Annotated in this window: 21 protein-coding genes; all 21 read left to right on the forward strand. The window is 71.0% G+C overall.

Annotation, left to right across the window (positions count from 1 at the left end; genetic code table 11):
• Window positions 1-27 precede the first annotated feature (27 nt).
• A complete protein-coding gene (gene mqnC, locus RM555_RS22725) occupies window positions 28-1,218 on the forward strand; it encodes a cyclic dehypoxanthinyl futalosine synthase (RefSeq protein ID WP_311413640.1) in 1,191 nt (396 codons plus the stop codon).
• 351 nt (window positions 1,219-1,569) lie between these two features.
• Window positions 1,570-2,775: an LPXTG cell wall anchor domain-containing protein gene (locus tag RM555_RS22730; RefSeq protein ID WP_311413641.1), complete on the forward strand. Its 1,206-nt coding sequence runs from the start codon at window positions 1,570-1,572 to the stop codon at window positions 2,773-2,775.
• 222 nt (window positions 2,776-2,997) lie between these two features.
• Entirely contained in the window at window positions 2,998-4,227 is a 1,230-nt protein-coding gene (locus RM555_RS22735) for a COG1361 family protein (RefSeq protein WP_311413642.1), read from the forward strand.
• A 114-nt stretch (window positions 4,228-4,341) separates the two neighbouring features.
• On the forward strand, window positions 4,342-5,052 hold the full coding sequence (locus RM555_RS22740; protein ID WP_151454888.1) for a demethylmenaquinone methyltransferase: 711 nt from the start codon (window positions 4,342-4,344) through the stop codon (window positions 5,050-5,052).
• A gap of 65 nt (window positions 5,053-5,117) precedes the next feature.
• Window positions 5,118-5,348 carry a hypothetical protein gene (locus RM555_RS22745; RefSeq protein ID WP_311413643.1) on the forward strand — a complete coding sequence of 77 codons (231 nt, stop codon included), beginning with the start codon at window positions 5,118-5,120 and terminating at the stop codon, window positions 5,346-5,348.
• 148 nt (window positions 5,349-5,496) lie between these two features.
• Window positions 5,497-6,774 carry a geranylgeranyl reductase family protein gene (locus RM555_RS22750; RefSeq protein ID WP_132232124.1) on the forward strand — a complete coding sequence of 426 codons (1,278 nt, stop codon included), beginning with the start codon at window positions 5,497-5,499 and terminating at the stop codon, window positions 6,772-6,774.
• A gap of 193 nt (window positions 6,775-6,967) precedes the next feature.
• Entirely contained in the window at window positions 6,968-7,333 is a 366-nt protein-coding gene (locus RM555_RS22755) for an NADH-quinone oxidoreductase subunit A (protein WP_111134310.1), read from the forward strand.
• Between the two features lie 14 nt (window positions 7,334-7,347).
• Entirely contained in the window at window positions 7,348-8,025 is a 678-nt protein-coding gene (locus tag RM555_RS22760; RefSeq protein WP_132232122.1) for a NuoB/complex I 20 kDa subunit family protein, read from the forward strand.
• A complete protein-coding gene (locus RM555_RS22765) occupies window positions 8,022-8,759 on the forward strand; it encodes an NADH-quinone oxidoreductase subunit C (protein WP_311413644.1) in 738 nt (245 codons plus the stop codon). The genes RM555_RS22760 and RM555_RS22765 overlap by 4 nt, the downstream gene beginning before the upstream one ends.
• Window positions 8,756-10,081 (forward strand): NADH-quinone oxidoreductase subunit D, encoded by a 1,326-nt coding sequence (locus RM555_RS22770; RefSeq protein ID WP_311413645.1) that lies wholly within the window; start codon window positions 8,756-8,758, stop codon window positions 10,079-10,081. Before RM555_RS22765 ends, RM555_RS22770 begins: the two co-directional genes overlap by 4 nt.
• Window positions 10,078-11,220, forward strand: a complete 1,143-nt coding sequence (gene nuoE / locus RM555_RS22775) for an NADH-quinone oxidoreductase subunit NuoE (RefSeq protein ID WP_311413646.1) — start codon at window positions 10,078-10,080, stop codon at window positions 11,218-11,220. Before RM555_RS22770 ends, nuoE begins: the two co-directional genes overlap by 4 nt.
• On the forward strand, window positions 11,217-12,533 hold the full coding sequence (gene nuoF / locus RM555_RS22780; protein WP_311413647.1) for an NADH-quinone oxidoreductase subunit NuoF: 1,317 nt from the start codon (window positions 11,217-11,219) through the stop codon (window positions 12,531-12,533). Before nuoE ends, nuoF begins: the two co-directional genes overlap by 4 nt.
• Before the next feature lie 58 nt (window positions 12,534-12,591).
• Complete coding sequence (locus tag RM555_RS22785; RefSeq protein ID WP_311413648.1) at window positions 12,592-15,105, forward strand: NADH-quinone oxidoreductase subunit G; 2,514 nt, start codon at window positions 12,592-12,594, stop codon at window positions 15,103-15,105.
• On the forward strand, window positions 15,102-16,457 hold the full coding sequence (gene nuoH / locus RM555_RS22790; protein WP_311413649.1) for an NADH-quinone oxidoreductase subunit NuoH: 1,356 nt from the start codon (window positions 15,102-15,104) through the stop codon (window positions 16,455-16,457). The genes RM555_RS22785 and nuoH overlap by 4 nt, the downstream gene beginning before the upstream one ends.
• A gap of 1 nt (window position 16,458) precedes the next feature.
• The gene (gene nuoI / locus RM555_RS22795) at window positions 16,459-17,100 is read left to right on the forward strand and encodes an NADH-quinone oxidoreductase subunit NuoI (protein WP_121397080.1); all 642 of its coding nucleotides are present in this window, start codon (window positions 16,459-16,461) and stop codon (window positions 17,098-17,100) included.
• Window positions 17,097-17,867: an NADH-quinone oxidoreductase subunit J gene (locus RM555_RS22800; RefSeq protein WP_311413650.1), complete on the forward strand. Its 771-nt coding sequence runs from the start codon at window positions 17,097-17,099 to the stop codon at window positions 17,865-17,867. Before nuoI ends, RM555_RS22800 begins: the two co-directional genes overlap by 4 nt.
• Window positions 17,864-18,163, forward strand: coding sequence for an NADH-quinone oxidoreductase subunit NuoK (nuoK, locus tag RM555_RS22805; RefSeq protein ID WP_132232104.1), 300 nt, complete (start codon window positions 17,864-17,866; stop codon window positions 18,161-18,163). Before RM555_RS22800 ends, nuoK begins: the two co-directional genes overlap by 4 nt.
• Window positions 18,164-18,174: 11 nt before the next feature.
• The gene (gene nuoL / locus RM555_RS22810; protein ID WP_311413651.1) at window positions 18,175-20,133 is read left to right on the forward strand and encodes an NADH-quinone oxidoreductase subunit L; all 1,959 of its coding nucleotides are present in this window, start codon (window positions 18,175-18,177) and stop codon (window positions 20,131-20,133) included.
• Between the two features lie 64 nt (window positions 20,134-20,197).
• Window positions 20,198-21,733, forward strand: coding sequence for an NADH-quinone oxidoreductase subunit M (locus tag RM555_RS22815; RefSeq protein ID WP_132232102.1), 1,536 nt, complete (start codon window positions 20,198-20,200; stop codon window positions 21,731-21,733).
• Between the two features lie 118 nt (window positions 21,734-21,851).
• Window positions 21,852-23,405 (forward strand): NADH-quinone oxidoreductase subunit NuoN, encoded by a 1,554-nt coding sequence (nuoN, locus tag RM555_RS22820; RefSeq protein ID WP_151454893.1) that lies wholly within the window; start codon window positions 21,852-21,854, stop codon window positions 23,403-23,405.
• Window positions 23,406-23,495: 90 nt separating this feature from the next.
• On the forward strand, window positions 23,496-24,581 hold the full coding sequence (locus RM555_RS22825) for a polyprenyl synthetase family protein (protein WP_132232098.1): 1,086 nt from the start codon (window positions 23,496-23,498) through the stop codon (window positions 24,579-24,581).
• Window positions 24,582-24,592: the final 11 nt, after the last annotated feature.

Here is a 24,592-nt window from a genome sequence, read left to right on the forward strand (position 1 = left end):
CGGGGCGGGGCGACGTAGGCTCGGGGGGTGAGTGTGAGCCGGGAGATCGACGACATCCTGCAGCGTGGCGCGGACGGCGGGCGGATCACGCCCGAGGAGGCCATGCTGCTCTACACCGAGGCGCCGTTGCACGCCCTGGGCGAGGCCGCCGACGCGGTGCGCCGACGCCGCTACCCGGACAACGTCGTCACGTACCTGATCGACCGCAACATCAACTACACGAACGTCTGCGTGACGGCGTGCAAGTTCTGCGCGTTCTACCGGGCCCCCAAGCACAAGGAGGGCTGGACCCACCCGACCGAGGAGATCCTGCGCCGCTGCGGCGAGGCGGTCGAGCTGGGCGCCACCCAGGTCATGCTCCAGGGCGGGCACCACCCGGACTACGGCGTGGAGTACTACGAGGAGCTGTTCTCCTCGGTCAAGAAGGCGTACCCGCAGCTGGCGATCCACTCGATCGGCCCCAGCGAGATCCTGCACATGGCCAAGGTCTCCGGGGTCAGCCTCGACGAGGCCATCGCCCGGATCAAGGCGGCCGGGCTGGACTCGATCGCCGGCGCCGGCGCGGAGATGCTGCCCGCCCGCCCGCGCAAGGCCATCGCGCCGCTGAAGGAGTCGGGCGAGCGCTGGCTGGAGGTCATGGAGCTGGCGCACCGGCAGGGCGTCGAGTCGACCGCCACCATGATGATGGGCACCGGCGAGACCGCCGCCGAGCGGATCGAGCACCTGCGGATGATCCGCGACGTGCAGGACCGCACGAAGGGCTTCCGGGCGTTCATCCCCTGGACGTACCAGCCGGAGAACAACCACCTCAAGGGCCGTACGCAGGCCACCACCCTGGAGTACCTGCGGCTGGTCGCGGTGGCCCGCCTCTTCTTCGAGACGGTGCCGCACCTCCAGGCGTCCTGGCTGACCACCGGCAAGGACGTCGGGCAGCTCGCCCTGCACATGGGCGTGGACGACCTCGGCTCGATCATGCTGGAGGAGAACGTCATCTCCTCGGCCGGCGCGCGGCACCGCTCCAACCTGCACGAGCTGATCGGCATGATCCGCTCGGCGGACCGGATCCCCGCCCAGCGCGACACCCTCTACAACCGGCTGGCCGTGCACCGCACCCCGGCCGACGACCCGACCGACGAGCGGGTCGTCTCGCACTTCTCCTCGATCGCCATGCCGGGCGGCGGCGCCGGGAAGTCCCTGCCGCTGGTCGACGCCCGCTGAGCGGGGCGTCCGCAGCCACCCGCACCACCGACACCCCACCGTCGTCCGGCGGTGGGGTGTCGTCGTACGTGGACCGCTGCGTGAATTGCGGGAATACGGAAAGTGACCGTAAATGACTCGCTCGGCTGACCGATCGGGTGAATTCCCGTGGTCCGTTGATCTCAATTGGATTGCCGTTCGGAGTCGGTGTCGGGGTGGCCGGGGCAGCAAGACATATCAATCCGGGCATTCCTTAAGTGATTCTTAGCCAGGCTGTTCAACGCGCCCGTTCTGCGGGGTGGCGGGCGTGATCGCTTACCGCTAACGTCCCCGGCCGTACCTTTCCTTCACCCCAACGGGGGGAACTCTTCCATGATCTTCCGTAACCGTTCGCTGGCGCGTATCGGCGCCGGCGCGCTGCTCGCCTCCGGCGCGTTGACCGCCCTCGGTAGCCCGGCTCACGCCTCGGGCACGGAGACGGACCTCGCGATCGAGGTGGCTGGCACGCGGGTCGCCGCCAACGCGCAGGGCAAGCTCGCCTTCGCCAAGGTGACCAACACCGGCAAGAACACCCCGAGCGAACTGTCCGTGCGGGTGGACGTGTCCAAGGTCGACTTCGACAAGGTCGCCGCCGTGCCGGCCGTCGAGGACGGCTGCGACATCGAGCTCGCCGGGGGGAAGCCGACCGCGTTCATCTGCCACGCGACGGAGAAGGGCCTGCCGGGCCCGGGCGAGACCACCGACCTGCCTGTCGTCCTGTTCAAGGCCGAGCTCGAGGGCACCTACAAGGCCCCGCTCTCCTTCAAGCTCATCTCGAAGGACGACACCAACGCGGCGAACAACACCAAGACCGCCACGCTGGACTTCTCCGACGCCAGCGGGCCGGACCTCTCGGTCGTCGCCGAGGACGTCAAGCAGGCCGTCAAGATCGTCGACGGCAACCCGGTCTACTCCGGCGACCTGCACGCGGGCGGCCGCTCGGCGCTGACCTACTTCATCACCAACCAGGGTGACAAGGCCACCGCCGGTCTGAAGATCAGCGTCAAGCTGCCCAAGGGCGTCACCCCGACCGAGGTGGAGCAGGGCTGCGAGTACGCGGCCGACAAGTCCACCTTCACCTGCACCTACGCCAACTTCGGCCTGATCCCGCAGGACGAGGACACCAACCCCGAGGACAAGCTCTACTCGGCCTACGGCTTCTACCACGTGTTCGACGTGGCGGCGGGCGTGAAGCCGGGCGCCCTCAAGGGCGGTCTGGTCAGCGTCGAGCCGGTCGGCTCCGAGCCCAGCCGGAAGCAGGCGGCCGCGGTCACCCTGCCGGAGAACGTCACCGGCCTGCAGGCGAGCGACGTGGACGCCACCGACAACTCCGACGCGTACGCGGTGATCGTCGCGGCCAAGGGCGGCGCGGGCGGCGGCGGTGACGACGACGGCGGCCTGCCGGTCACCGGCGCGCAGACCACGCTGATCGGCGGCATCGGCGGCGCGGTGCTGATCGCGGGCGCGGCCATGTTCATGGTGGCGCGGCGGCGCCGGGTCGTCCTGGTGACTCCGGGCGACGAGAAGCCGACGGCCTGACGGTCGTCCTCCATCGACCCGCGAGGGTCGTTCACATAACGCACGGCAGCGGGGGCGGGATGGGTGACCATCCCGCCCCCGCTGTGCGTCGGACCGTCCGTCCGACCGGATCGGCCGGACGGATGAAACACGATCTCCCTGCTGGCGTGCCGCTTCGACCTTCGATAGCGTCCGCCCGGGTTCCGCAACCATCCGTTTCTTCCCTAACCCCCCGGGGGACCGATGACCCTGTTCCATCGCTCGGCCCTGGCCCGCGCCGGTGCCGTGGCACTCCTCGCGGCGGGTGGCCTGACCACCGTCGCCGTTCCCGCCCAGGCCGCCGACGCGCCGGACCTCGCCCTGACCCCGATCAGCACCCAGCTCGCGAAGGGTGTCGACGCGGCCCGGAGCAAGCCGTTCAAGTTCACCGTCACCAACGCCGGCACGGCCACGGCGGAGGACGTCTCGTTGCGGGTCAACACCCAGCAGCTCAAGGACAAGCGCGTCGGCTTCCTGGTGCCCGAGGGCTGCCGCGCCATCGAGAGTCACCTCTACCAGTGCTCCCTCGGCGACCTGCCCGCCGGCACCAGCAAGGACTTCGGCGTCCCGCTGTTCAGCACGGGCGGCCGGGGCGACGGCGGCAAGCTGGTCGTCCACGTCGTCACCGCGACGCCCGGGGGCAAGGTTCGCGACAAGGTCGTCGTGCCGGTGACCGTCACGAAGCCCGGCTACGACCTCACCGCCTGGGCGCAGGACGTCCAGGCAGGCGTCGTGGTCAACGGCGCGGTGGCCGACGAGCCGGACCTCAGGCCGGTGCGTCGGGGCGAGACCGTGCCGCTGGACTGGGCGGTCTACAACGACGGCAGCCGACCCGCGACCGGCGTCTTCTACGGCATCACCCTCCCGGCGGGTGTGAGCTTCGTGACGCTGCCGCAGAACTGCGTCACGCAGGTGTTCCTCGGCAAGGAGCAGGCGTTCTGCGAGGACGCCGGCGCGACCATCCGCCGGGGGCAGTACTACACCGCCGACGTGACGGTGAAGGTCGGCGACGGCGTGACCGAGCCGGTGCTGCGGGAGGGCGACCTCTTCGCGTACGGGCTGGACGCCGCCGAGGGCGAGCCGCAGGAGGAGCCGAAGGTCGCCGGCCAGGCGCAGCGGAAGGCCTTCTCCGAGGCCGACATGGGCGACAACCACACGATCTTCGAGGCCTTCGTCGACCTGTCGGCGCAGCCGACCCCGACGCCGACCGGCGAGCCGACGCCGACCCCGACCGGCGTACCCACGGCGGGCCCCACGACCACCCCCGGTGGCGGTGGCGGCGGCGACGGCGGGCTGCCGGTGACCGGCGTGCAGGCCGGGCTGATCGGCGGCATCGGCGCGGCCGTGCTGCTGGCCGGCGGCGCGCTGCTGCTGCTCTCCCGGCGGCGCAGGGTCGTCCTCGTGGCGCCCGGCGACGAGAAGTCGACCGACTGACGTACGACGACTCGGGGGCGGGGTGGGCGACCATCCCGCCCCCGTGGCGTGTCCGGGTGGTGGTGCGGCCGACCCAGCGGCCGACCGCGCGGGCCGGACTGGCAGAGTGGAGGGGTGAGCCGTACCCCGCAGGGCCAGCGCGCCAACCTGGACAAGCAGCCGCACGAGGTCGCCGCGATGTTCGACGGCGTGGCGGCTCGCTACGACCTGACCAACACCGTCCTCTCCTTCGGGCAGGACCGGTTCTGGCGCCGGGCCACCCGGGCCGCGCTCGACCTGCGGCCGGGTGAGCGGGTGCTCGACGTGGGCGCCGGCACCGGCGTGTCCACCGAGGAACTGGCCCAGTCGGGCGCGTACGCGGTGGGCGCCGACCTGTCCCTCGGCATGCTGCGCGTCGGCAAGCGCACCCGTCCCCAGGTGCCGCTGCTGGCCGGGGACGCGTTGAAGCTGCCGTTCGCCGACGCCAGCTTCGACGCGGTGACCATCTCGTTCGCGCTGCGCAACGTGAACGACACCGACGCCGCCCTACGGGAGTTGGCCCGGGTCACCAGGCCGGGCGGCCGACTGGTGGTGTGCGAGTTCAGCACCCCGGTGAACCCGGCGTTCCGCACGGTCTACCTGTCTTACCTGATGCGTTCGCTGCCGAGCGTGGCCCGCACCGTCTCCAGCAACCCCGACGCGTACGTCTACCTGGCGGAGTCGATCCGGGCGTGGCCCGACCAGCCGGCCCTGGCCGCGCGGATCGGCGCGGCGGGCTGGGGCAGGGTGGCCTGGCGCAACCTGACCGGCGGGATCGCGGCGCTGCACCGCGCGGTCCGCGTCTAGACCTGTTCGGCGCCCTTTTCCTGAATATCCGTTTTTGATCCACTTTGTTCCGTAAGCTCGCCCCCATGACGGGACGACACCAGGCGGTCGGCGCGGAGGCCACCGACGACGACGCGACCGAACTCATCGCCCAGCTCAAGGAGCTGGCCGGCGCGGATCCCGCCGACGTCCGTCAGGTCGTGGCCGAGGTGCTGGCCGCCCTGGACCGCGCCGCCGGCGGCGCGCTGCGCGAGCACCTGCCGGAGACGATCCGGCACGACGCCGGCCTGGATCCGGCCGCCTCCGCCCGGCGCTGAGGCCCGCCCCGGCGCCCCGCCTCCGACCTCGGCCGACGTGTCTCCGGCAAGTTAGGTACCCCTGGTCCGGCGTGGTCATGACGTCGGTCATAGACTCCCACCGTCTGGCTTGTGAAGCATTTCACGAGCATGCGGGAGGAGGCGCGGGATGGCCGCGGTGGAGCATGACGCCGACGTGATCGTCGTGGGCGCCGGTCCCGGTGGGTCGGCTACCGCATACCACCTGGCTCGGCACGGCGTACGGGTGCTGCTGCTGGAGAAGACCGAGTTCCCCCGGGAGAAGGTCTGCGGCGACGGGCTGACCCCGCGCGCGGTGCGGCAGCTCATCCGGATGGGCGTGGACACCTCGCCCGAGGCGGGCTGGCTGCACAACCGGGGCCTGCGGGTCATCGGTGGCGGCGTCCGGCTGGAGCTGGACTGGCCCGACCTGGCGAGCTTCCCCAACTACGGCCTGGTGCGCACCCGGCTCGACTTCGACGACCTGCTCGCCCGGCGCGCCGTCGAGGCCGGCGCCGAGCTGCGCACCGGCGTGAACGTCACCGGCCCGGTGCTGGGCCCGGACGGCCGGGTCACCGGCGTCGAGGCGGAGGTCGGCCCGGGCAAGGAGCCCGCCACCTTCCACGCGCCGCTGGTCGTCGCGGCCGACGGGGTCTCCGGCCGCTTCCCGCTCGCCCTCGGGCTGGCCAAGCGCGAGGACCGGCCCATCGGCGTCGCCGTCCGGCGCTACTACCGCTCGCCCGCCAAGCACGACGACAACTACCTGGAGTCCTGGCTCGAGCTGCGCAGCAAGGACAGCGGCGACAACCTGCTGCCCGGGTACGGCTGGATCTTCGGGCTGGGCGACGGCCGGGTCAACGTCGGCCTCGGCGTGCTCAACTCCTCGTCCGCGTTCGGCAAGACCAACTACCGCCGGCTGCTCACCGACTGGCTGGCCAACACCCCGGCCGACTGGGGCATGACCGACGAGGCGAACGCGGAGGGGCCGATCCTCGGCGCCGCGCTCCCCATGGGCTTCAACCGGGTGCCGCACTACACCCGGGGCGTGATGCTGGTCGGCGACTCTGGCGGCATGGTCAACCCGTTCAACGGCGAGGGCATCGCGTACGCGATGGAGTCCGGCGAGCTGGCCGCGGAGGTCGCCGTGCAGGCGCTCGCGCGCCCGGCCGGCGCGGACCGGGAGCGTGCGCTGACGGCGTACTCGACGGAGCTGAAGCTCCGCTTCGGCGGCTACTACCGGCTCGGCGGCATCTTCGTGAAGCTCATCGGCCGCCCCGAGATCATGCGGATGGCCACGAAGCACGGGATGCCGCACCCGATGCTGATGCGCTTCGTGCTCAAGCTGCTGGCCAACCTGACCGACCCCCGCGACGGGGACGCGATGGACCGCGTCATCAACACGATGACGAGAGTGGCGCCGGCCGTGTAGCCCGAGGAACGAGCCTGCGAGCGCCCGCGGTCGTGAACGAAGGCAGCCCCGTGTGACGGCCCCGTCCACGGTCTGCGATGACCGCAGGTGCGGACAAGGGAGATCGACCCCCGCCGACGACCGTCGCGAGGGACGTGAATAGTGTGATTTTTGACAAGGACCAGGGGCAGGGAAGGACGAGCAGGAGAAAACGATGTCGCTCTCGCCTTATGCACCGATCATCGGGCTGTTCGCCCTCGCCGCGGGGTTCGCGCTGTTCTCCGTGGCCGCTGCCCGCTTCGCCGGTCCCCGGCGCTACAACAAGGCCAAGCTCGAGGCGTACGAGTGCGGCATCGAGCCCAGCCCGCAGCCGGTCGGCGGCGGCCGGTTCCCGATCAAGTTCTATCTGACGGCGATGCTCTTCATCGTCTTCGACATCGAGATCATCTTCCTCTACCCCTGGGCGGTCTCGTTCGACGCCCTGCCGATCTTCGGCTTCGTGGAGATGGTCCTGTTCATCGTCGCTGTCTTCGTCGCCTACGCCTACGTCTGGCGGCGTGGCGGCCTGGACTGGGACTGAGGGAGGAACCTCAGATGGGTATCGAGGAGAAGCTTCCCGCCGGTGTCCTGCTCACCTCGGTGGAGAAGCTGGTCAACTGGTCGCGGAAGACGTCGGTCTGGGGGGCCACCTTCGGTCTGGCCTGCTGCGCGATCGAGATGATGGCCGCCGGTGGCCCGCACTACGACATGGGCCGCTGGGGCATGGAGGTCTTCCGGGCGTCGCCCCGGCAGGCCGACCTGATGATCGTGGCCGGCCGGGTGAGCCAGAAGATGGCCCCGGTGCTGCGCCAGATCTACGACCAGATGGCGGAGCCCCGCTGGGTCATCTCGATGGGCGTGTGCGCCAGCAGCGGCGGCATGTTCAACAACTACGCCATCGTGCAGGGCGTCGACCACATCGTCCCGGTCGACATGTACCTGCCCGGCTGCCCGCCCCGGCCCGAGATGCTCATCGACGCGGTCCTCAAGCTGCGCGAGAAGATCGGGCACGAGCCGCTCGGCCCGAACGGCCGCAAGATGCTCGAGGCGCGCAAGGCCCGCGGCGACGTCCCGGTCGTCCCCTACGGCTCGATGCCGTCGTCGTACCGCAGCGACAAGGCCCGGCGGGCCGAGTGGACCAAGGCGGTCCGTGAGGGTCGCGAGGAGCAGCTGCGGATCGAGAACTGGATGAAGGCCCAGAACCACCTGCAGCACGGGGGTGTCCAGAAGTGACCGCGCCTCAGGACAGGAAAGACGACGGCGGCGTGCCGGTTCCGGTCACGCCGGCCGGCGCCAGCAGCACCGCACCCGCCGAGTACCCCCCGGCCAGCCCGGCCGGCCGGGGCATGTTCGGCAACCAGGGCTCCGGCGACGTGTCCGGCTTCGGCGGCCTCGTCCGCCAGCGCCGGACCATCGAGGACGCGCCCCGGCCGTACGGGGGCTACTTCGACGAGGTCCGCGACGCGCTGGAGGAGGCGTACCCGGACTTCGCCGACGCCGTCGAGAAGGTCGTGGTCGACCGGGGCGAGCTGACCCTGCACATCCGCTCGGAGCGGATCGCCGAGGTCTGCCAGGTGATGCGCGACGACATGGCGCTCCGCTTCGAGCTCTGCTCCTCGGTCTCCGGGGTCGACTACCTCGGCGCCGACGCCCGCCGCCTGCACGTCGTCTACCAGCTCACCTCGATGACCTACCGCCGCACGGTGCGGCTGGAGGCAGCGGTCTCCGTCGAGGACCCGCACCTGCCGAGCGTCACGTCGATCTACCCGACGGCGGACTGGCAGGAGCGCGAGGCGTACGACATGTTCGGCATCGTCTTCGACGGTCACCCCAACCTGACCCGGATCCTCATGCCGGACGACTGGGAGGGGCACCCGCAGCGCAAGGACTACCCGCTCGGCGGCGTACCCGTCGAGTACAAGGGCGCTGAGATCCCGCCGCCGGACCGGAGGAGGTCCTACCAGTGACCACGTCGAACTACGCCACCGAGCGCGACACCACCGAGGGGAAGGTCTTCACCGTCACCGGTGGCGACTGGGACAGCGTCGTCTCGGGGGCCGACCCGATCAACGACGAGCGGATCGTCGTCAACATGGGTCCGCAGCACCCGTCGACGCACGGCGTGCTCCGGCTGATCCTGGAGCTGGAGGGCGAGACGGTCCGCGAGGCCCGCTCGGTCGTCGGCTACCTGCACACCGGCATCGAGAAGAACCTCGAATACCGCAACTGGGTCCAGGGCAGCACCTTCGTGACCCGGATGGACTACCTCGCCCCGATCTTCAACGAGACCGGGTACGCGCTGGCGGTGGAGAAGTTGCTCGGGATCTCCGACCAGATCACCGAGCGGGCGAACACCATCCGGGTGCTGATGATGGAGCTGAACCGGATCTCCTCGCACCTGGTCTGGGTGGCCACCACCGCCATGGAGCTGGGCGCCATCAACATGATGCTCTACGGCTTCCGCGAGCGTGAGTACATCCTGGAGATCTTCGAGATCATCACCGGCCTGCGGATGAACCACGCGTACGTGCGGCCGGGCGGCGTGGCCCAGGACGTGCCGGACGAGGCGATCGTCAAGATCCGCGAGTTCCTGAAGCTGCTGCCGAAGCGGCTCAAGGAGTACGAGAACCTCCTCTCCGGGCAGCCCATCTGGCTCGAGCGGACCAAGAACGTCGCGGTGCTCGACGTGACGGGCTGCCTCGCGCTCGGCGTGACCGGCCCGGTGCTGCGTTCGGCCGGCCTCGCCTGGGACCTGCGCAAGACCATGCCGTACTGCGGCTACGAGACGTACGAGTTCGACGTGCCGACGCACACCGACGGCGACGTGTGGGGCCGCTACCTGGTCCGGCTCGCCGAGATCCGGGAGTCGCTCAAGCTCGTCGAGCAGGCGTTGGACCGGCTCAAGCCGGGCCCGGTGATGGTGGCCGACAAGAAGATCGCCTGGCCGGCGCAGCTCGCCATCGGCGTCGACGGCATGGGCAACTCGCTGGAGCACGTCGCGAAGATCATGGGTCAGTCGATGGAGTCGCTTATCCACCACTTCAAGCTCGTCACTGAGGGCTTCCGGGTGCCGCCGGGCCAGGTCTACGTCGGCATCGAGTCGCCCCGCGGCGAGCTGGGCGTGCACGCCGTCTCCGACGGTGGCACCCGGCCCTACCGGGTGCACTACCGGGAGCCGAGCTTCGTCAACCTCCAGGCGCTCCCGGCGATGGCCGAGGGCGGCCTGATCGCCGACGTGATCGCCGGTGGCGCCTCGCTGGACCCCGTGATGGGTGGTTGTGACCGATGAGTGTTTTCACTGACGAGACCAGGGAGCGGGCGCGGGAGATCATCGCCCGCTATCCGGCCGACCGGTCCCGGTCGGCGCTGCTGCCGCTGCTGCACCTGGTGCAGTCCGAGGAGGGCTACGTCTCCCCGGCCGGTGTGGCGTTCTGCGCCGAGGTGCTGGGCCTGAACAAGGCCCAGGTCGGGGCGGTCGCCACCTTCTACACGATGTACAAGCGCCGGCCGACCGGCGACTACCTGGTGAGTGTCTGCACCAACACGATGTGCAACGTGCTCGGCGGCCAGGAGGTCTACGACACCCTCGCCGAGCACCTCGGCGTGGGGCACGACGAGACCACCGCCGACGGGAAGATCACCCTGGAGCACGCCGAGTGCCTGGCGGCGTGCGACTACGGCCCGGTGATGACCGTCAACTACGACTTCTTCGACGGGGTGGACCCGCAGACCGCGCGCGGTGTCGTCGACGAGCTGCGCGCCGGTGGCCGGCCGATGCCGACCCGGGGCGCCCGGCTCTGCACCCTCAAGGAGATGGCGGTGCAGCTCGCCGGCTTCGCCGACGAGCGGGAGGGCGCGGTCGCCGACGGCGGCCCGGGGGAGCCCACCCTGCGGGGGCTGCGGCTGGCGCAGGAGCACGGCATCTCGGTGCCGGGCTTCGACCCGAACACCCCGATCCGCAGCAAGGCCGAGGCCGACAAGGCCGCCGCCGAGGCGAAGGCCAGGAGCGAGGCCGCGAAGCCGGCGCCGGCCAAGGCCGCGCCGGCCCCGAGCGGCAACGGCACCCGGCCCGCCACGGGCACCGGCGAGCCCGCCCCCGCCGCCGAGGCGGCCGGCAGCACCACCCGTGACGTCAAGGCGCCGGACGCCAAGTCGCCCGAGGTGCGTACCGCCGAGACCCGGCAGCCCGACGCGGCGACCGCCGTGCCGGACGCCCCGGGCACCAAGGTTCCGGTGGACGGCGCCCCGCCGGCTCCCCGCGACGCGCAGGAGGCGGAGGCCGCCGGGGCGGCGGCCAACGCGCCGGCCGGCGACGGCAAGCCCGCCGGCGACGAGGCCGGTGCGCAGCAGCGCAACCTCAAGGAAGCCGAGGCGGGCGCCGGTGGCGCGGGCTCCGCCGTCGCGAGCGAGACGGGGGTCCAGAAGTGACCACTCCCCGGCCGGAGACCCTGGCCAAGCTGACGCCGGTACTCACCAAGCGCTGGCTCTCGCCGGACGCCTGGCGGATCGGGACCTACGAGAAGCTCGACGGCTACGCGGCCCTGCGCAAGGCGCTCAAGGCGCACCCGGACGACCTGATCCAGCTGATCAAGGACTCCGGCCTGCGCGGTCGCGGCGGCGCCGGCTTCCCGACCGGTCTCAAGTGGGGGTTCATCCCGCAGGGCGACGGCAAGCCGCACTACCTCGTCGTCAACGCCGACGAGGGGGAGCCGGGCACCTGCAAGGACCTCCCGCTGATGACGCACGACCCGCACGCCCTCGTCGAGGGCGTGATCATCGCGTCGTACGCGATCCGGGCCAGCCGCGCCTACATCTACATCCGGGGCGAGGCGGTGCACGCCGCGCGCCGGCTGCGCAACGCCGTGCGGGAGGCGACCGCCAAGGGCTACCTGGGCCGGAACATCCTCGGCTCCGGGTACGACCTGGAGCTGGTGGTGCACTCGGGCGCCGGGGCGTACATCTGCGGCGAGGAGACCGCGCTGCTGGACTCGCTGGAGGGCTTCCGGGGCCAGCCCCGGCTGCGCCCGCCGTTCCCGGCCACCCACGGCCTGTACGCGAGCCCGACGGTGGTCAACAACGTCGGCACCATCGCCAGCGTCCCCTACATCGTGCTGGGCGGCGCCGACTGGTGGAAGACCATGGGCACGGAGAAGTCGTCCGGCCCGATGATCTACTCGCTCTCCGGCCGGATCGCCAACCCCGGTCAGTTCGAGTGCGGCATGGGCGTCACCCTGCGGGAGCTGATCGAGCTGGCCGGCGGCATGCAGCCCGGTCACAACCTGAGGTTCTGGACGCCGGGTGGCTCGTCGACGCCGCTGCTCACCGCCGAGCACCTGGACGTGCCGCTGGACTTCGAGGGGGTGGCGGCGGCCGGCTCGATCCTCGGCACCACGGCCACCCAGATCTTCTCCGACCAGGACTGCCCGGTCTACGCGACCTACCGGTGGCTGGAGTTCTACCACCACGAGTCGTGCGGCAAGTGCACCCCGTGCCGCGAGGGCAACTACTGGATGGTCCGGGTCTACCGGCGGATCCTCGCCGGTCAGGGCACCCACGAGGACCTGGACACCCTGCTGGACACCTGCGACAACATCCTCGGCCGCTCGTTCTGCGGCCTGGGTGACGGCGCGACCAGCTCGGTGACCTCGTCGCTGAAGTACTTCAAGCAGGACTACCTCGACTACATCGAGGGACGTACCGCGCCGAGGCTGTCGGACAAGCAGCTAGTGGGAGCGCACTGATGCGAGCGCGAGGAGTGAGCGGAGCGAGCCCCGCAGTCGCGAGCGAAAGGCAAGCACTGTGACCGACGTAGCGAAGCAGACCGAGACCGTCACGCTCACCATCGACGGCGTCGAGGTCACCGCCCCGAAGGGGGCGCTCCTGATCCGGGTCGCCGAGCAGCTGGGCACCGAGATCCCCCGGTTCTGCGACCACCCGCTGCTGGCCCCGGCCGGCGCGTGCCGCCAGTGCCTGGTCGAGGTGGAGGGGCAGCGCAAGCCCGTCGCCTCCTGCACCCAGACCGTCGCCGACGGCATGGTCGTACGCACCCAGCTCACCTCCCCGGTCGCCAAGAAGGCGCAGGAGGGGGTCATGGAGCTGCTGCTGCTGAACCACCCGCTCGACTGCCCGATGTGCGACAAGGGCGGCGAGTGCCCGCTGCAGAACCAGGCGATGTCCACCGGACGCTCCGACTCGCGGTTCCACGAGCACAAGCGGGAGTACCCGAAGCCGCTGCCGATCAGCACGCAGGTGCTGCTCGACCGCGAGCGCTGCGTGCTCTGCCAGCGCTGCACCCGGTTCTCCGAGGAGATCGCCGGCGACAAGTTCATCGACCTGATGGGCCGGTCGTCCGCCGAGGAGATCAACATCTACCGGGACGAGGACTACGGCGTCGAGACGGGCGCGGGCTGCCCCGGCTCGGCCGCCGACGAATCCGGGGACGTGCCGTTCAACTCGTACTTCTCCGGGAACACGGTGCAGATCTGCCCGGTCGGCGCGCTGACCGGCACCCAGTACCGGTTCCGGGCTCGGCCGTTCGACCTGGTCTCCTCCCCGAGCGTCTGCGAGCACTGCTCGGCCGGGTGCGCCCAGCGCACCGACTGGCGGCGGGGCAAGGTGCTGCGCCGGCTGGCCGGCGACGACCCGGCGGTGAACGAGGAGTGGAACTGCGACAAGGGACGGTGGGGCTTCCAGTACACCCGCGCCTTCGACCGGCTCACCACCCCGCTGGTCCGCGACCCGCAGACCGGCGAGCTGCGTGAGGCGGCGTGGAGCGAGGCGCTGGCCGTCGCCGCCGAGGGGCTGCGCGCGGCGCGGGACGGCGGGCGGGGCACGGCGGTGCTCACCGGCGGTCGGCTGACCGTCGAGGACGCCTACGCGTACGCGAAGTTCGCCCGGGTCGCGCTCAACACCAACGACGTCGACTTCCGGGCCCGGCCGGTCTCCCGCGAGGAGACGGACTTCCTGGCCAGCTCGGTCGCCGGGACCACCGACGTCACGTACGCCGACGTGGAGAAGGCGCCGGCCGTGGTGCTGGTCGGGCTGGAGCCGGAGGAGGAGTGCCCGATCCTCTTCCTGCGGCTGCGCAAGGCGTACCTGAAGAAGAAGCTGACGGTCTACGCGATCGCGCCGTTCGCCACCCGCGGCCTGGAGAAGCTCGGGGCCAAGCTGGCCCGGGTGGTGCCGGGCGAGGAGGCGACCGTGCTCGCCGAGCACGCGACGGTGGCCGAGGCGCTCAGCGCCGAGGGCGCGATCCTGATCGTCGGCGAGCGGCTGGCCAGCGTGCCGGGCGGCCTCTCCGCGGCGGCCGACGTGGCCCGGCGTACCGGCGCGAAGCTGGCCTGGGTGCCGCGGCGCGCGGGTGACCGCGGCGCGGTCGACGCGGGCTGCCTGCCCAACCTGCTTCCCGGTGGCCGCCTGGTCAACGAGCCGGCCGCCCGGGCCGAGCTGGGTGAGGCGTGGGACATCCCCGCCGGGGTGATCCCGAGCCAGGCCGGCCGGGACACCGACGCGATCCTCGCCGCCGCCGCCGGCGGTCAGCTCGGCGCGCTGGTGGTGGCCGGGGTCGACCCGGCCGACCTGGCCGACCCGCGGCTGGCCGAGAAGGCCCTGGACGAGGTGCCGTTCCTGGTCAGCCTGGAGCTGCGGATGAGCGCGGTGGCCCGGCGGGCCGACGTGGTCTTCCCCGTCGCCCCGGTGGTCGAGAAGGCCGGCAGCTTCCTTGACTGGGAGGGCCGGCTGCGCACCTTCGAGGCGGTGCTGCGCACCGCCGCGATGACCGACGGCCGCGTGCTGGACGCGCTCGCCGCGCAGCTCGACGTGCAGCTCGGCACCGGTGACGTGCTCAGCGTCCGCCGCGAGCTGGGCGCGCTGCCGCGGACCCGGACCGACCGTCCCGCCGCCCCGTCGGTGGAGCCGGCCACGGTGCGGGAGCCGGGCGCCGGTGAGGCGGTGCTCGCCACCTGGCACCAGCTGGTCGACCTGGGCAGCCTCACCGACGGCGACGAGCACCTCGCCGGCACCGCCCGCCCGCCGGTGGTCCGGCTGGGCAAGGGCACCGCGGAGGCGCTCGGCGTCGCCGACGGCGATCCGGTGACGGTGGGCACCGACCGGGGGGCGCTGACCCTGCCGGCGGCGATCACCGAGATGCCGGACGGCGTCGTCTGGCTGCCGACCAACTCGCCCGGCTCGACTGTGCGACGCAGCCTCGGCGCGACGTCCGGAGCGCTCGTGCGGATCTCCGCCGCCGCGGTCGCCGCCGACGCGGCGGACCGCCCGGGCCCGCTCCTCAACGCAGGGGGTGTACAGCAGTGAACGCGGTCTACCTGGCCCAGGATCCGACGCTGGCCGACTTCGGCCGGGATCCCTGGTGGCTGGTCCTCGGCAAGATCGTCTTCGCGTTCGTCGTCGCCGTGCTGGCCACGCTGCTCGGCGTCTGGTTCGAGCGCCGGGTCGTGGGCCGCATGGCCGTGCGGCCCGGCCCCAACCAGGCCGGCCCGTTCGGTCTGCTGCAGACCCTCGCCGACGGCCTGAAGCTCGCCTTCAAGGAGGACCTCCTCCCGCGGACCGCCGACAAGGTCGTCTTCTTCTTCGCCCCGGTGATCTCGGTGGTCTGCGCGATCACCGCGCTGTCGGTGATCCCGTTCGGGCCGATGGTCAGCATCTTCGGGCACCGGACGCCGCTACAGGTCACCGACGTGCCGGTGGCGGTGCTGGTGGTGCTGGCCCTCTCCTCGCTGGCCGTGTACGGCATCGTGCTCGGCGGCTGGGCCAGCGGCTCCACGTACCCGCTGCTCGGCGGCCTGCGATCCGCCGCCCAGCTGGTCTCGTACGAGGTCACGATGGGCCTGAGCGTCGTCGCGGTCTTCATGACCGCCGGCACCATGTCGACCAGCGGGATCGTCGCCGCCCAGGGTGACGGCACCCGGCTGAGCATCGGGGGCTTCGAGGTTCCGGCCCCCGGCTGGTACGCGCTCCTGCTGCTCCCCAGCTTCATCATGTTCTTCATCGCCATCGTCGGTGAGACGAACCGGGCGCCGTTCGACCTGCCCGAGGCGGAGTCGGAGCTGGTGGCGGGCTTCCAGACGGAGTACAGCTCGCTGAAGTTCGCGCTCTTCATGCTCAGCGAGTACGTCGCGATGGTGACCATGTCGGCCTTCACCGTGACGCTCTTCCTCGGCGGCTGGCACGCGCCGTGGCCGATCACCAGCATCTGGGCGGGCGCCAACTCCGGCTGGTGGCCGATGCTGTGGTTCTTCGGCAAGGTCGTCATGCTGGTGTTCGTCTTCGTCTGGCTGCGGGGCACCCTGCCCCGGCTGCGCTACGACCAGTTCATGCGCTTCGGCTGGAAGGTCCTGCTCCCGATCAACCTGGTCTGGATCCTGGTCCTGGCCGGCCTGCGCTCGATCGAGGACTGGGACTCGCGCAGCAAGCTGATCGCCGTCGGCATCCCCGCCGGCATCCTGCTGCTCGCCACGCTGCTCTGGCCGAGCCGGAAGCAGCAGCCGAAGCCGACGGTCCAGGAGCAGGTCAACGACCGGCCGCACGGCAGCTTCCCGCTGCCCCCGATGGACCTGCAGGTACCACCGAGCCCGCGCACGAGGCGCGTGGTCGCCGAGCGGGAGCCGGCCAACATCGCCGCCGGCCCGGACTCCAGGGAGGTGTGACGTGGGCGCGATCACCGGAACGTTCAAGGGATTCGGTGTCACCTTCTCGCACATGTTCAAGAAGGTCGTCACCACCGACTACCCGTTCAAGCCGCCGGTGTCGGCGCCGCGCTACCACGGGCGGCACATCCTCAACCGGCACCCGGACGGGCTGGAGAAGTGCATCGGCTGCGAGCTGTGCGCCTGGGCCTGCCCGGCGGACGCGATCTACGTCGAGGGCGGCGACAACACCGACGAGCAGCGCTTCTCGCCGGGTGAGCGGTACGCCAGCATCTACCAGATCAACTACGCCCGCTGCATCTTCTGCGGGCTCTGCATCGAGGCCTGCCCGACCCGTTCGCTCACCATGAGCAACGAGTACGAGCTGGCCCGGGACAGCCGGCAGGATCTGATCTTCACGAAGGAACAGCTGCTCGCGCCGCTGCTGCCGGGCATGGAGCAGCCGCCGCACCCGATGCGACTCGGCGACAGCGAGAAGGACTACTACGTCGGCGCGCTGACCAACCCGGGCACCTCGGCCGGCGCGGAGCACTCGGCCAACAACCCGGGCCGGTACCAGGTGGAGGAGCACCCCGGTGTGACCTTCCCGGGTGCCGAGCAGCACGCCCAGCGGGCGGCAGCCGCCAAGGGAGACGGAGCATGACCACGCAGACGGTGCTCGCCGCGGCGGGCGAGGTCTCCGGCGGGGAGCAGGTGACCTTCTACATCCTGGCCCCGCTGGCGCTGATCGGCGCGATCGGGATGGTCGCGGCGCGCAACGCCGTGCACTCGGCCCTCTGGCTGGTGCTGACGATGCTCTGCCTGGGCGTCTTCTACGTCCTCCAGGCCGGGCCGTTCATCGGCATGGTGCAGATCATCGTCTACACCGGCGCGATCATGATGCTCTTCCTGTTCGTGCTGATGCTGGTGGGTCGCGACGCCTCGGACTCGCTGATCGAGACGCTGCGCGGCCAACGGGTCGCGGCGGTGGTGCTCGGGCTCGGCTTCGCCGGCCTGGCCGGCGGCGGGCTGTGGCGCGCGCTGGAGGGCACCACGGCGGTCGGCCTGGAGCAGGCCAACGCCGAGGGCAACGTGCAGGGCATCGCCCGACTGCTCTTCACCAAGTACGTCTTCGCGTTCGAGCTCACCTCGGCGCTGCTCATCACGGCCGCCATCGGCGCGATGGTCCTGGCCCACATCGAGCGGCGCAAGGAGGACAGGCTGGACCAGCCGAAGACGATGCGGGCGCGCTTCGCCCCGGGCAACTACCCGGGCCCGAAGCCCGGCCCGGGCGTCTACGCGACCTCCTCCTCCGTGGCCACCCCGGCCCGCCTGCCGGACGGCCGGCTGACCGAGCGGAGCACCCCGGAGATCCTGCCGGTGCGCGAGCTCGACGACCGGGAGACCACCCTGAAGGGGACGGAAAAGTGACGCCGGACTACTACCTGGTGCTGGCCGCGGTGCTCTTCACCATCGGCGCGGTCGGTGTGCTCATCCGGCGCAACGCGATCGTGCTGTTCATGTGCATCGAGCTGATGCTCAACGCGGCCAACCTGACGCTGGTCACCTTCAGCCGGATCAACGGTGACCTCAACGGCCAGATCATGGCGTTCTTCGTGATGGTGGTGGCGGCGGCCGAGGTCGTGGTCGGGCTCGCGATCATCATGGCGATCTTCCGGACCCGACGCTCCGCGAGTGTCGACGACGCCAACCTGCTGAAGTACTGAGGGGTCCTGCGGTGGGAACGATTCTGACGAACGCCCCGGCTGAGCCGGTGGGCACCGTCGCCTACGCGACGGCGGACGGGCTGCTGGGCAGCGTCTGGCTGCTGGTGGCGATTCCGCTGCTCAGCGCGGCGGTCCTGCTGCTGCTCGGCCGGCGGGCGGACCGCTGGGGGCACTGGCTCGGGGTGGCCGCCATCGGCGCCGCGTTCGTGCTGGGCCTGACCTACTTCCTCCAGCTGCGTGGCCTGGAGAACAAGTCGGTCGAGCTGAGCCTGTGGGACTTCATCACGGTCGGCGACCTGCGGGTGGACTTCGGTCTGCTCTTCGACCCGCTGGCCGCCGTCTTCGTACTGCTGATCACCGGGGTGGGCTTCCTGATCCACCTCTACGCGGTCGAGTACATGGCGCACGACGCGGGACGTCGGCGGTTCTTCGCCTACTTCAACCTGTTCGTCGCGGCCATGCTGCTGCTGGTGCTCGGCAACAACTACGTGATGCTCTACTTCGGCTGGGAGGGCGTCGGTCTGGCGTCGTACCTGCTGATCTCCTTCTGGTACGAGCGGCCCAGCGCCGCCACCGCCGGCAAGAAGGCGTTCCTGATGAACCGGGTCGGCGACGCCGGCCTGGCGATCGGCATCTTCATCATGTTCGCCAGCCTCGGCACCACCCAGTACGACGAGGTCTTCAACGGGGTCGGCTCGCTGACCGCGACCACGGTGCTGGTGCTCGGCCTGCTGCTGCTGCTCGGCGCGACCGGCAAGTCCGGCCAGTTCCCGCTCCAGGCGTGGCTGCCGGACGCGATGGAGGGCCCGACCCCCGTGTCGGCGCTCATCCACGCCGCGACCATGGTCACCGCCGGCGTCTACCTGATCGCCCGCTCGAACCCGATCTTCTCGGCCAACTCCACGCTCCAGCTGGTGGTGGTGAGCGTCGGCGCGCTGACGCTGCTGATCGGCTGCATCATCGGCGCGGCCAAGGACGACATCAAGCGGGTGCTGGCCTGGTCGACGGTCAGCCAGATCGGCTACATGTTCCTCGGCGTCGGCCTCGGCGGCGGCGCCTACGCGCTGGCGATCGTGCACCTGCTGGCGCACGGCTTCTTCAAGGCCAACATGTTCCTCGGCGCCGGCTCGGTCATGCACGGCATGAACGACCAGGTCGACATCCGCCGGTTCGGTGGGCTGTCGAAGTACATGAAGGTCACCTGGATCACCTTCATGACGGGCTGGCTCGCGATCATCGGCATCCCGCCGCTGTCCGGCTTCTTCTCCAAGGAGCCGATCATCGTGGCGGCGTTCGAGCGGGAGGACTGGACCGCCTGGCTCTTCGGCGGCGCGGCCCTGCTCGGTGCCGGACTGACCGCGTTCTACATGACCCGGCTCTTCGTGCTCACCTTCCACGGGCCGAAGCGCTGGACCGAGGACATCGGACACCCGCACGAGTCGCCGAAGCTGATGACCATCCCGCTGATCCTGCTGGCGGTCGGCTCGGTGGGGGCGGGTTGGCTGCTCTCCACCTCGGTGCCGGACTGGCTCACCGCCACGGCCGGGCTCGGTGCGGCAGAGGGGGAGCACCACGCGGTGCTCTCGCACACCGTGATCACGATCCTGTCGATCCTGGTCACCGTGCTCGGTGCCGGGCTGGCCTGGTTCCTGTTCCGGGGCGGCACGGCCACCGCGCCGCAGCCGGCCGGGGTGCTGGTCACCGCCGCCCGCCGCAACCTCTACACGGACGCGGTCAACGAGGCGATCTTCGAGAAGCCGGGCATCTTCCTCACCCGGGCACTGGTCTACCTCGACAACCGGGGCATCGACGGGCTGGTCAACGGCCTCGCGGCGGGGATCGGTGGCGGCTCGGGTCGACTCCGGCGGCTCCAGACGGGCTTCGTCCGGTCGTACGCCACCTCGATCCTGACCGGCGCGCTGCTGGTCCTGGCGGCGTTCCTGGCCGTCGAGGCGGGGTGGCTGGCGTGATCGACCTCTTCCAGGCGGCCGTCTCCGGCGGACCGCGCAGTGACGACGGAGGTAAGGCCGCATAATGTCCGACTTCCCGTTCCTCTCGGTGCTCACCGTGGCACCGCTGGTCGGCGCCCTGGTGGTGGCCTTCCTGCCGCGCAGCCGGCCCGAGCTGGCCAAGCAGGTGGCGCTCGGCTGGTCGCTGCTGGTGCTGGTGCTGTCGGTGGTCATGTGGGTGACCTTCGAGGTTGGTGGCGACCGCTTCCAGTTCCGTGAGTCCTACACCTGGATTCCGAACTGGGGCGTCAGCTTCACCTTCGCCGCCGACGGCATCGCGCTGGTGATGCTGATGCTGATCGCGGTGCTCGTACCGCTGGTGATCCTGGCGTCGTGGCACGACGCCGAGTCGTCCAAGCGGTCGGTGCCGGTCTACTTCGCCCTGCTGCTCGTCCTCGAGTGCACGATGATCGGCGTCTTCGCCGCCGCCGACGTCTTCCTGTTCTACGTGTTCTTCGAGGTCATGCTGGTGCCGATGTACTTCCTCATCGGCAGCTACGGCGGCCACCAGCGGCAGTACGCGGCCGTGAAGTTCTTCCTCTACTCGCTGGTCGGCGGTCTGTTCATGCTCGCCGCGGTGATCGGCCTCTGGGTCGTCGGCGGGAAGACCTTCGACTGGCAGGCGCTGTCCCAGGTGGACATCTCCACCGGCACGGAGCGCTGGCTGTTCCTCGGCTTCTTCCTCGCGTTCGCGATCAAGGCGCCGTTCTTCCCGTTCCACACCTGGCTGCCGGACGCCGGTGGCGCGGCCCCGGCGGGTGCGGCGGCGCTGCTCGTCGGCGTGCTCGACAAGGTCGGCACCTTCGGCATCCTGCGCTACTGCCTGCCGCTGTTCCCGGACGCGGCCAAGTGGTTCGCCCCGTGGGCGCTGGCGCTCGGCGTGATCGGCATCATCTACGCCGCGCTGCTGGCGGTCGGCCAGAACGACCTGAAGCGGCTGGTGTCGTACACCTCGATCGCGCACTTCGGCTTCATCGGGGTGGGCATCTTCGCCTTCACCACCCAGGCCGGCACCGGCGCGGTGCTCTACATGGTCAACCACGGGCTCGCCACCGGCCTGCTCTTCCTCGTGGTGGGCATGCTCATCGCCCGGCGGGGCTCGGCGCTGATCAGCGACTTCGGCGGCGCCGGCAAGCTGGTGCCGATCCTGGCCGGGGTGCTCTTCTTCGCCGGTCTGGCCTCGCTCGCGCTGCCCGGCACCGCGCCGTTCGTCTCCGAGTTCCTGGTGCTGATCGGCACGTTCACGGTGAACAAGCCGGTCGCGGTGATCGCGACGCTCGGCATCATCCTGGCCGCCGCGTACGTGCTGTGGATGGTGCAGCGCACCACCCAGGGCACGCTCAACCCGGCGCTCACCCAGATCGACGGCATGAAGCGTGACCTGAACCTGCGCGAGAAGTTCGTGGTCGCGCCGCTGATCGCGCTGATCGTGCTGCTCGGCTTCTACCCGAAGCCGGTCACCGATGTGATCAACCCGGCCGTGCAGGCGACCATGCAGGACGTCGGCCGGACCGACCCCGCCCCGACCTCGGGCGGCACCGTCCAGGAGGCGGCAAAGTGAGCGCGAGGAGTGAGCTTGCGAGCCCCGCAGTCGCGAACGAAAGGCCGGCAGCGGTGAGCGCGAGGAGTGAACGAGCGGAGCGAGTGAGCCCCGCAGTCGCGAACGAGAGGTTTGCGCAGTGACTGAGCTCAAGTTGCCGTCGATCGACTACGCGGCGCTCGCTCCGACCCTGATCATGCTGGGTGCCGCCCTGCTGGGCGTGCTGGTCGAGGCGTTCGTGCCCCGCCGGCTCCGGCACGTGGTCCAGCTGTCGATGGCCCTGCTGGCGGTGCTCGCCGCGCTGACCATGGTGGTGCTGGCGGCCGACGAGCGGAAGATCACGATCGGCGGGGCGATCGCGGTGGACGGGCCGACGCTCTTCCTCCAGGGCGCGATCCTGGTCCTCGCCGCGATGGCGCTGCTGCTCATCGGCGAGCGTTCGGTGGAGCGGGGCGGGGCGTTCGTCGCCCAGGCCGCCGTCACCGCCGAGTCGGCCGACGACCGGCGGCAGGCCGAGGGCAAGAACGGCCTCACCGAGGTCTACCCGCTGACCACGTTCGCGATCGGCGGCATGCTGATCTTCGTGGCGGCGAACGACCTGCTGACCATGTTCATCGCGCTCGAGGTCTTCTCGCTGCCGCTCTACCTGCTCTGCGCGCTGGCCCGCCGCCGGCGGCTGCTGAGCCAGGAGGCCGCGCTGAAGTACTTCATGCTCGGCGCGTACGCCTCGGCCTTCTTCCTGTTCGGCGTGGCCCTGATCTACGGCTTCACGGCGGGCATCCCGGGCCGGCAGGCGGGTGTCGACTTCGCCACCATCGACGCCGCGGTCGAGAACTCCCCGGCCAGCCCGGTGCTGCTCTTCGCCGGCATGGCGCTGCTCGCCATCGGGCTGCTCTTCAAGGCGGCGGCGGCCCCCTTCCACGTCTGGACCCCGGACGTCTACCAGGGCGCGCCGACCCCGGTCACCGGTCTCATGGCCGCCTGCACGAAGGTCGCCGCGTTCGGCGCCCTGCTGCGGGTGTTCCACGTCGCGTTCGACGGGGCCCGGTGGGACTTCACCCCGGTCCTCGGCGTCGTGGCGGTGCTGACCATGCTGGTCGGCGCGGTGCTGGCCGTCACGCAGACCGACATCAAGCGGCTGCTGGCGTACTCCTCCATCGCCAACGCCGGTTACCTGCTGGTCGGCGTGCTGGCGCCGGGCGCCGACGGGATCTCCGGGACGATGTTCTACCTGGTCGCGTACGGCTTCTCGGTGCTCGCCGCGTTCGCCGTGGTGACCCTGGTGCGCGACGCCGACGGGGAGGCCACCCACCTGTCCCGTTGGGCCGGGCTGGGCCGGCGCTCGCCGTTCTACGCGGGGATCTTCACCTTCATCCTGCTGGCCTTCGCCGGAATCCCGCTGACCAGCGGCTTCACGAGCAAGTTCGCGGTCTTCGGCCCGGCGCTCGAGGGCGGGCAGGCGTGGCTGGTGATCGCCGGCGTGCTGACCAGCATGGTGCTGGCCTTCCCGTACCTGCGGGTCGTGGTGATGATGTGGCTCTCCGAGCCCGGCGAGTCGACGCCGACCGTCGCGGTGCCCGGCGGGCTGACCTCGGCCGCGCTGATGATCGGCGTGCTCGCCACGCTGGTGCTCGGTGTGGCGCCCGCGCCGCTGCTCGACCTGGCCACCGGCGCCGCCGAATTTGTCAGATGACCGACGCCCACGCCCGCGGGGGCCGGTACGCCACGGCGTGCCGGCCCCCGCGCCGTATCCCCCGTCCAGGGCAGGTCGCAGGGGTGTGGCATGGTTGATGGCGTGGTGAATCCGGCTGGCGAGCGTTCAGGTGCCTCCGGGTCCGGCGGCCGTCGGACCAGGGTGAGCACGAGTCAGTTCGGCGCGCTCGGCCTCTATCTCGCCGATCCCCGCGTCGAGGCGTCCGTGCTGGGCCTGCTGGAGGGCGTCGAGTCCGAGCTGCGGGCGAGCGTGGCCAGCGCCGACCCGTTCGTGACGGAGGCCGCCCGGCACCTCGTGGAGGCCGGCGGCAAGCGGTTCCGCCCGCTGCTGGTGGCGTTGGGCGCCCAGTTCGGCGATCCCACGGGGCCGCAGGTCGTGCCGGCCGCCGTGGTGATGGAGCTCACCCACCTGGCGACGCTCTACCACGACGACGTGATGGACGAGGCCGCCGTGCGCCGGGGGGCGCCGAGCGCCAACTCCCGGTGGACCAACTCGGTCGCCATCCTCGTCGGCGACTACCTCTTCGCCCGCGCCGCCGACATCGCCGCCGACCTGGGCATCGAGGCCGTACGCCTCCAGGCGCGCACCTTCGCGCGGCTGGTGCACGGCCAGATCGCCGAGACCGTCGGCCCCCGCCCTGGCGACGACCCGGTGGCCCACTACCTCGACGTGATCGCGGGCAAGACCGGTTCGCTGATCGCCACGTCGGCCCGCTTCGGCGGCATGTTCGGCGGTGCCGCCCCGGAGCACACCGAGGCGCTGGCGGGCTACGGCGAGACCATCGGCGTGGCCTTCCAGCTCTCCGACGACCTGCTCGACATCGCCTCGGAGTCGGTGGAGTCGGGCAAGACGCCCGGCACCGACCTGCGCGAGGGCGTGCCGACCCTGCCGGTGCTCTACGCGCTCGGCTCGGACGACGCCGACGCCGCCTCGGTGCGGCTGCGGGAGATCCTGGCGACCGGGCCGCTGACCGACGACGACCTGCACGCCGAGGCACTCGGCCTGCTGCGCGAGAGCCCGGCGCTCAAGCGGGCCCGGGAGACGGTCCGCAGCTACGCCGAGGACGCCCGGGAGCAGCTCTCGCCGCTCCCGCAGGGCCCGGCCCGCCGCGCCCTCGAATCCCTCTGCGACTACATCGCCGACCGCACCAGCTGACGCCCGACCCG

The organism is Micromonospora reichwaldensis (assembly GCF_031845925.1).
Lineage (GTDB): Bacteria > Actinomycetota > Actinomycetes > Mycobacteriales > Micromonosporaceae > Micromonospora > Micromonospora reichwaldensis.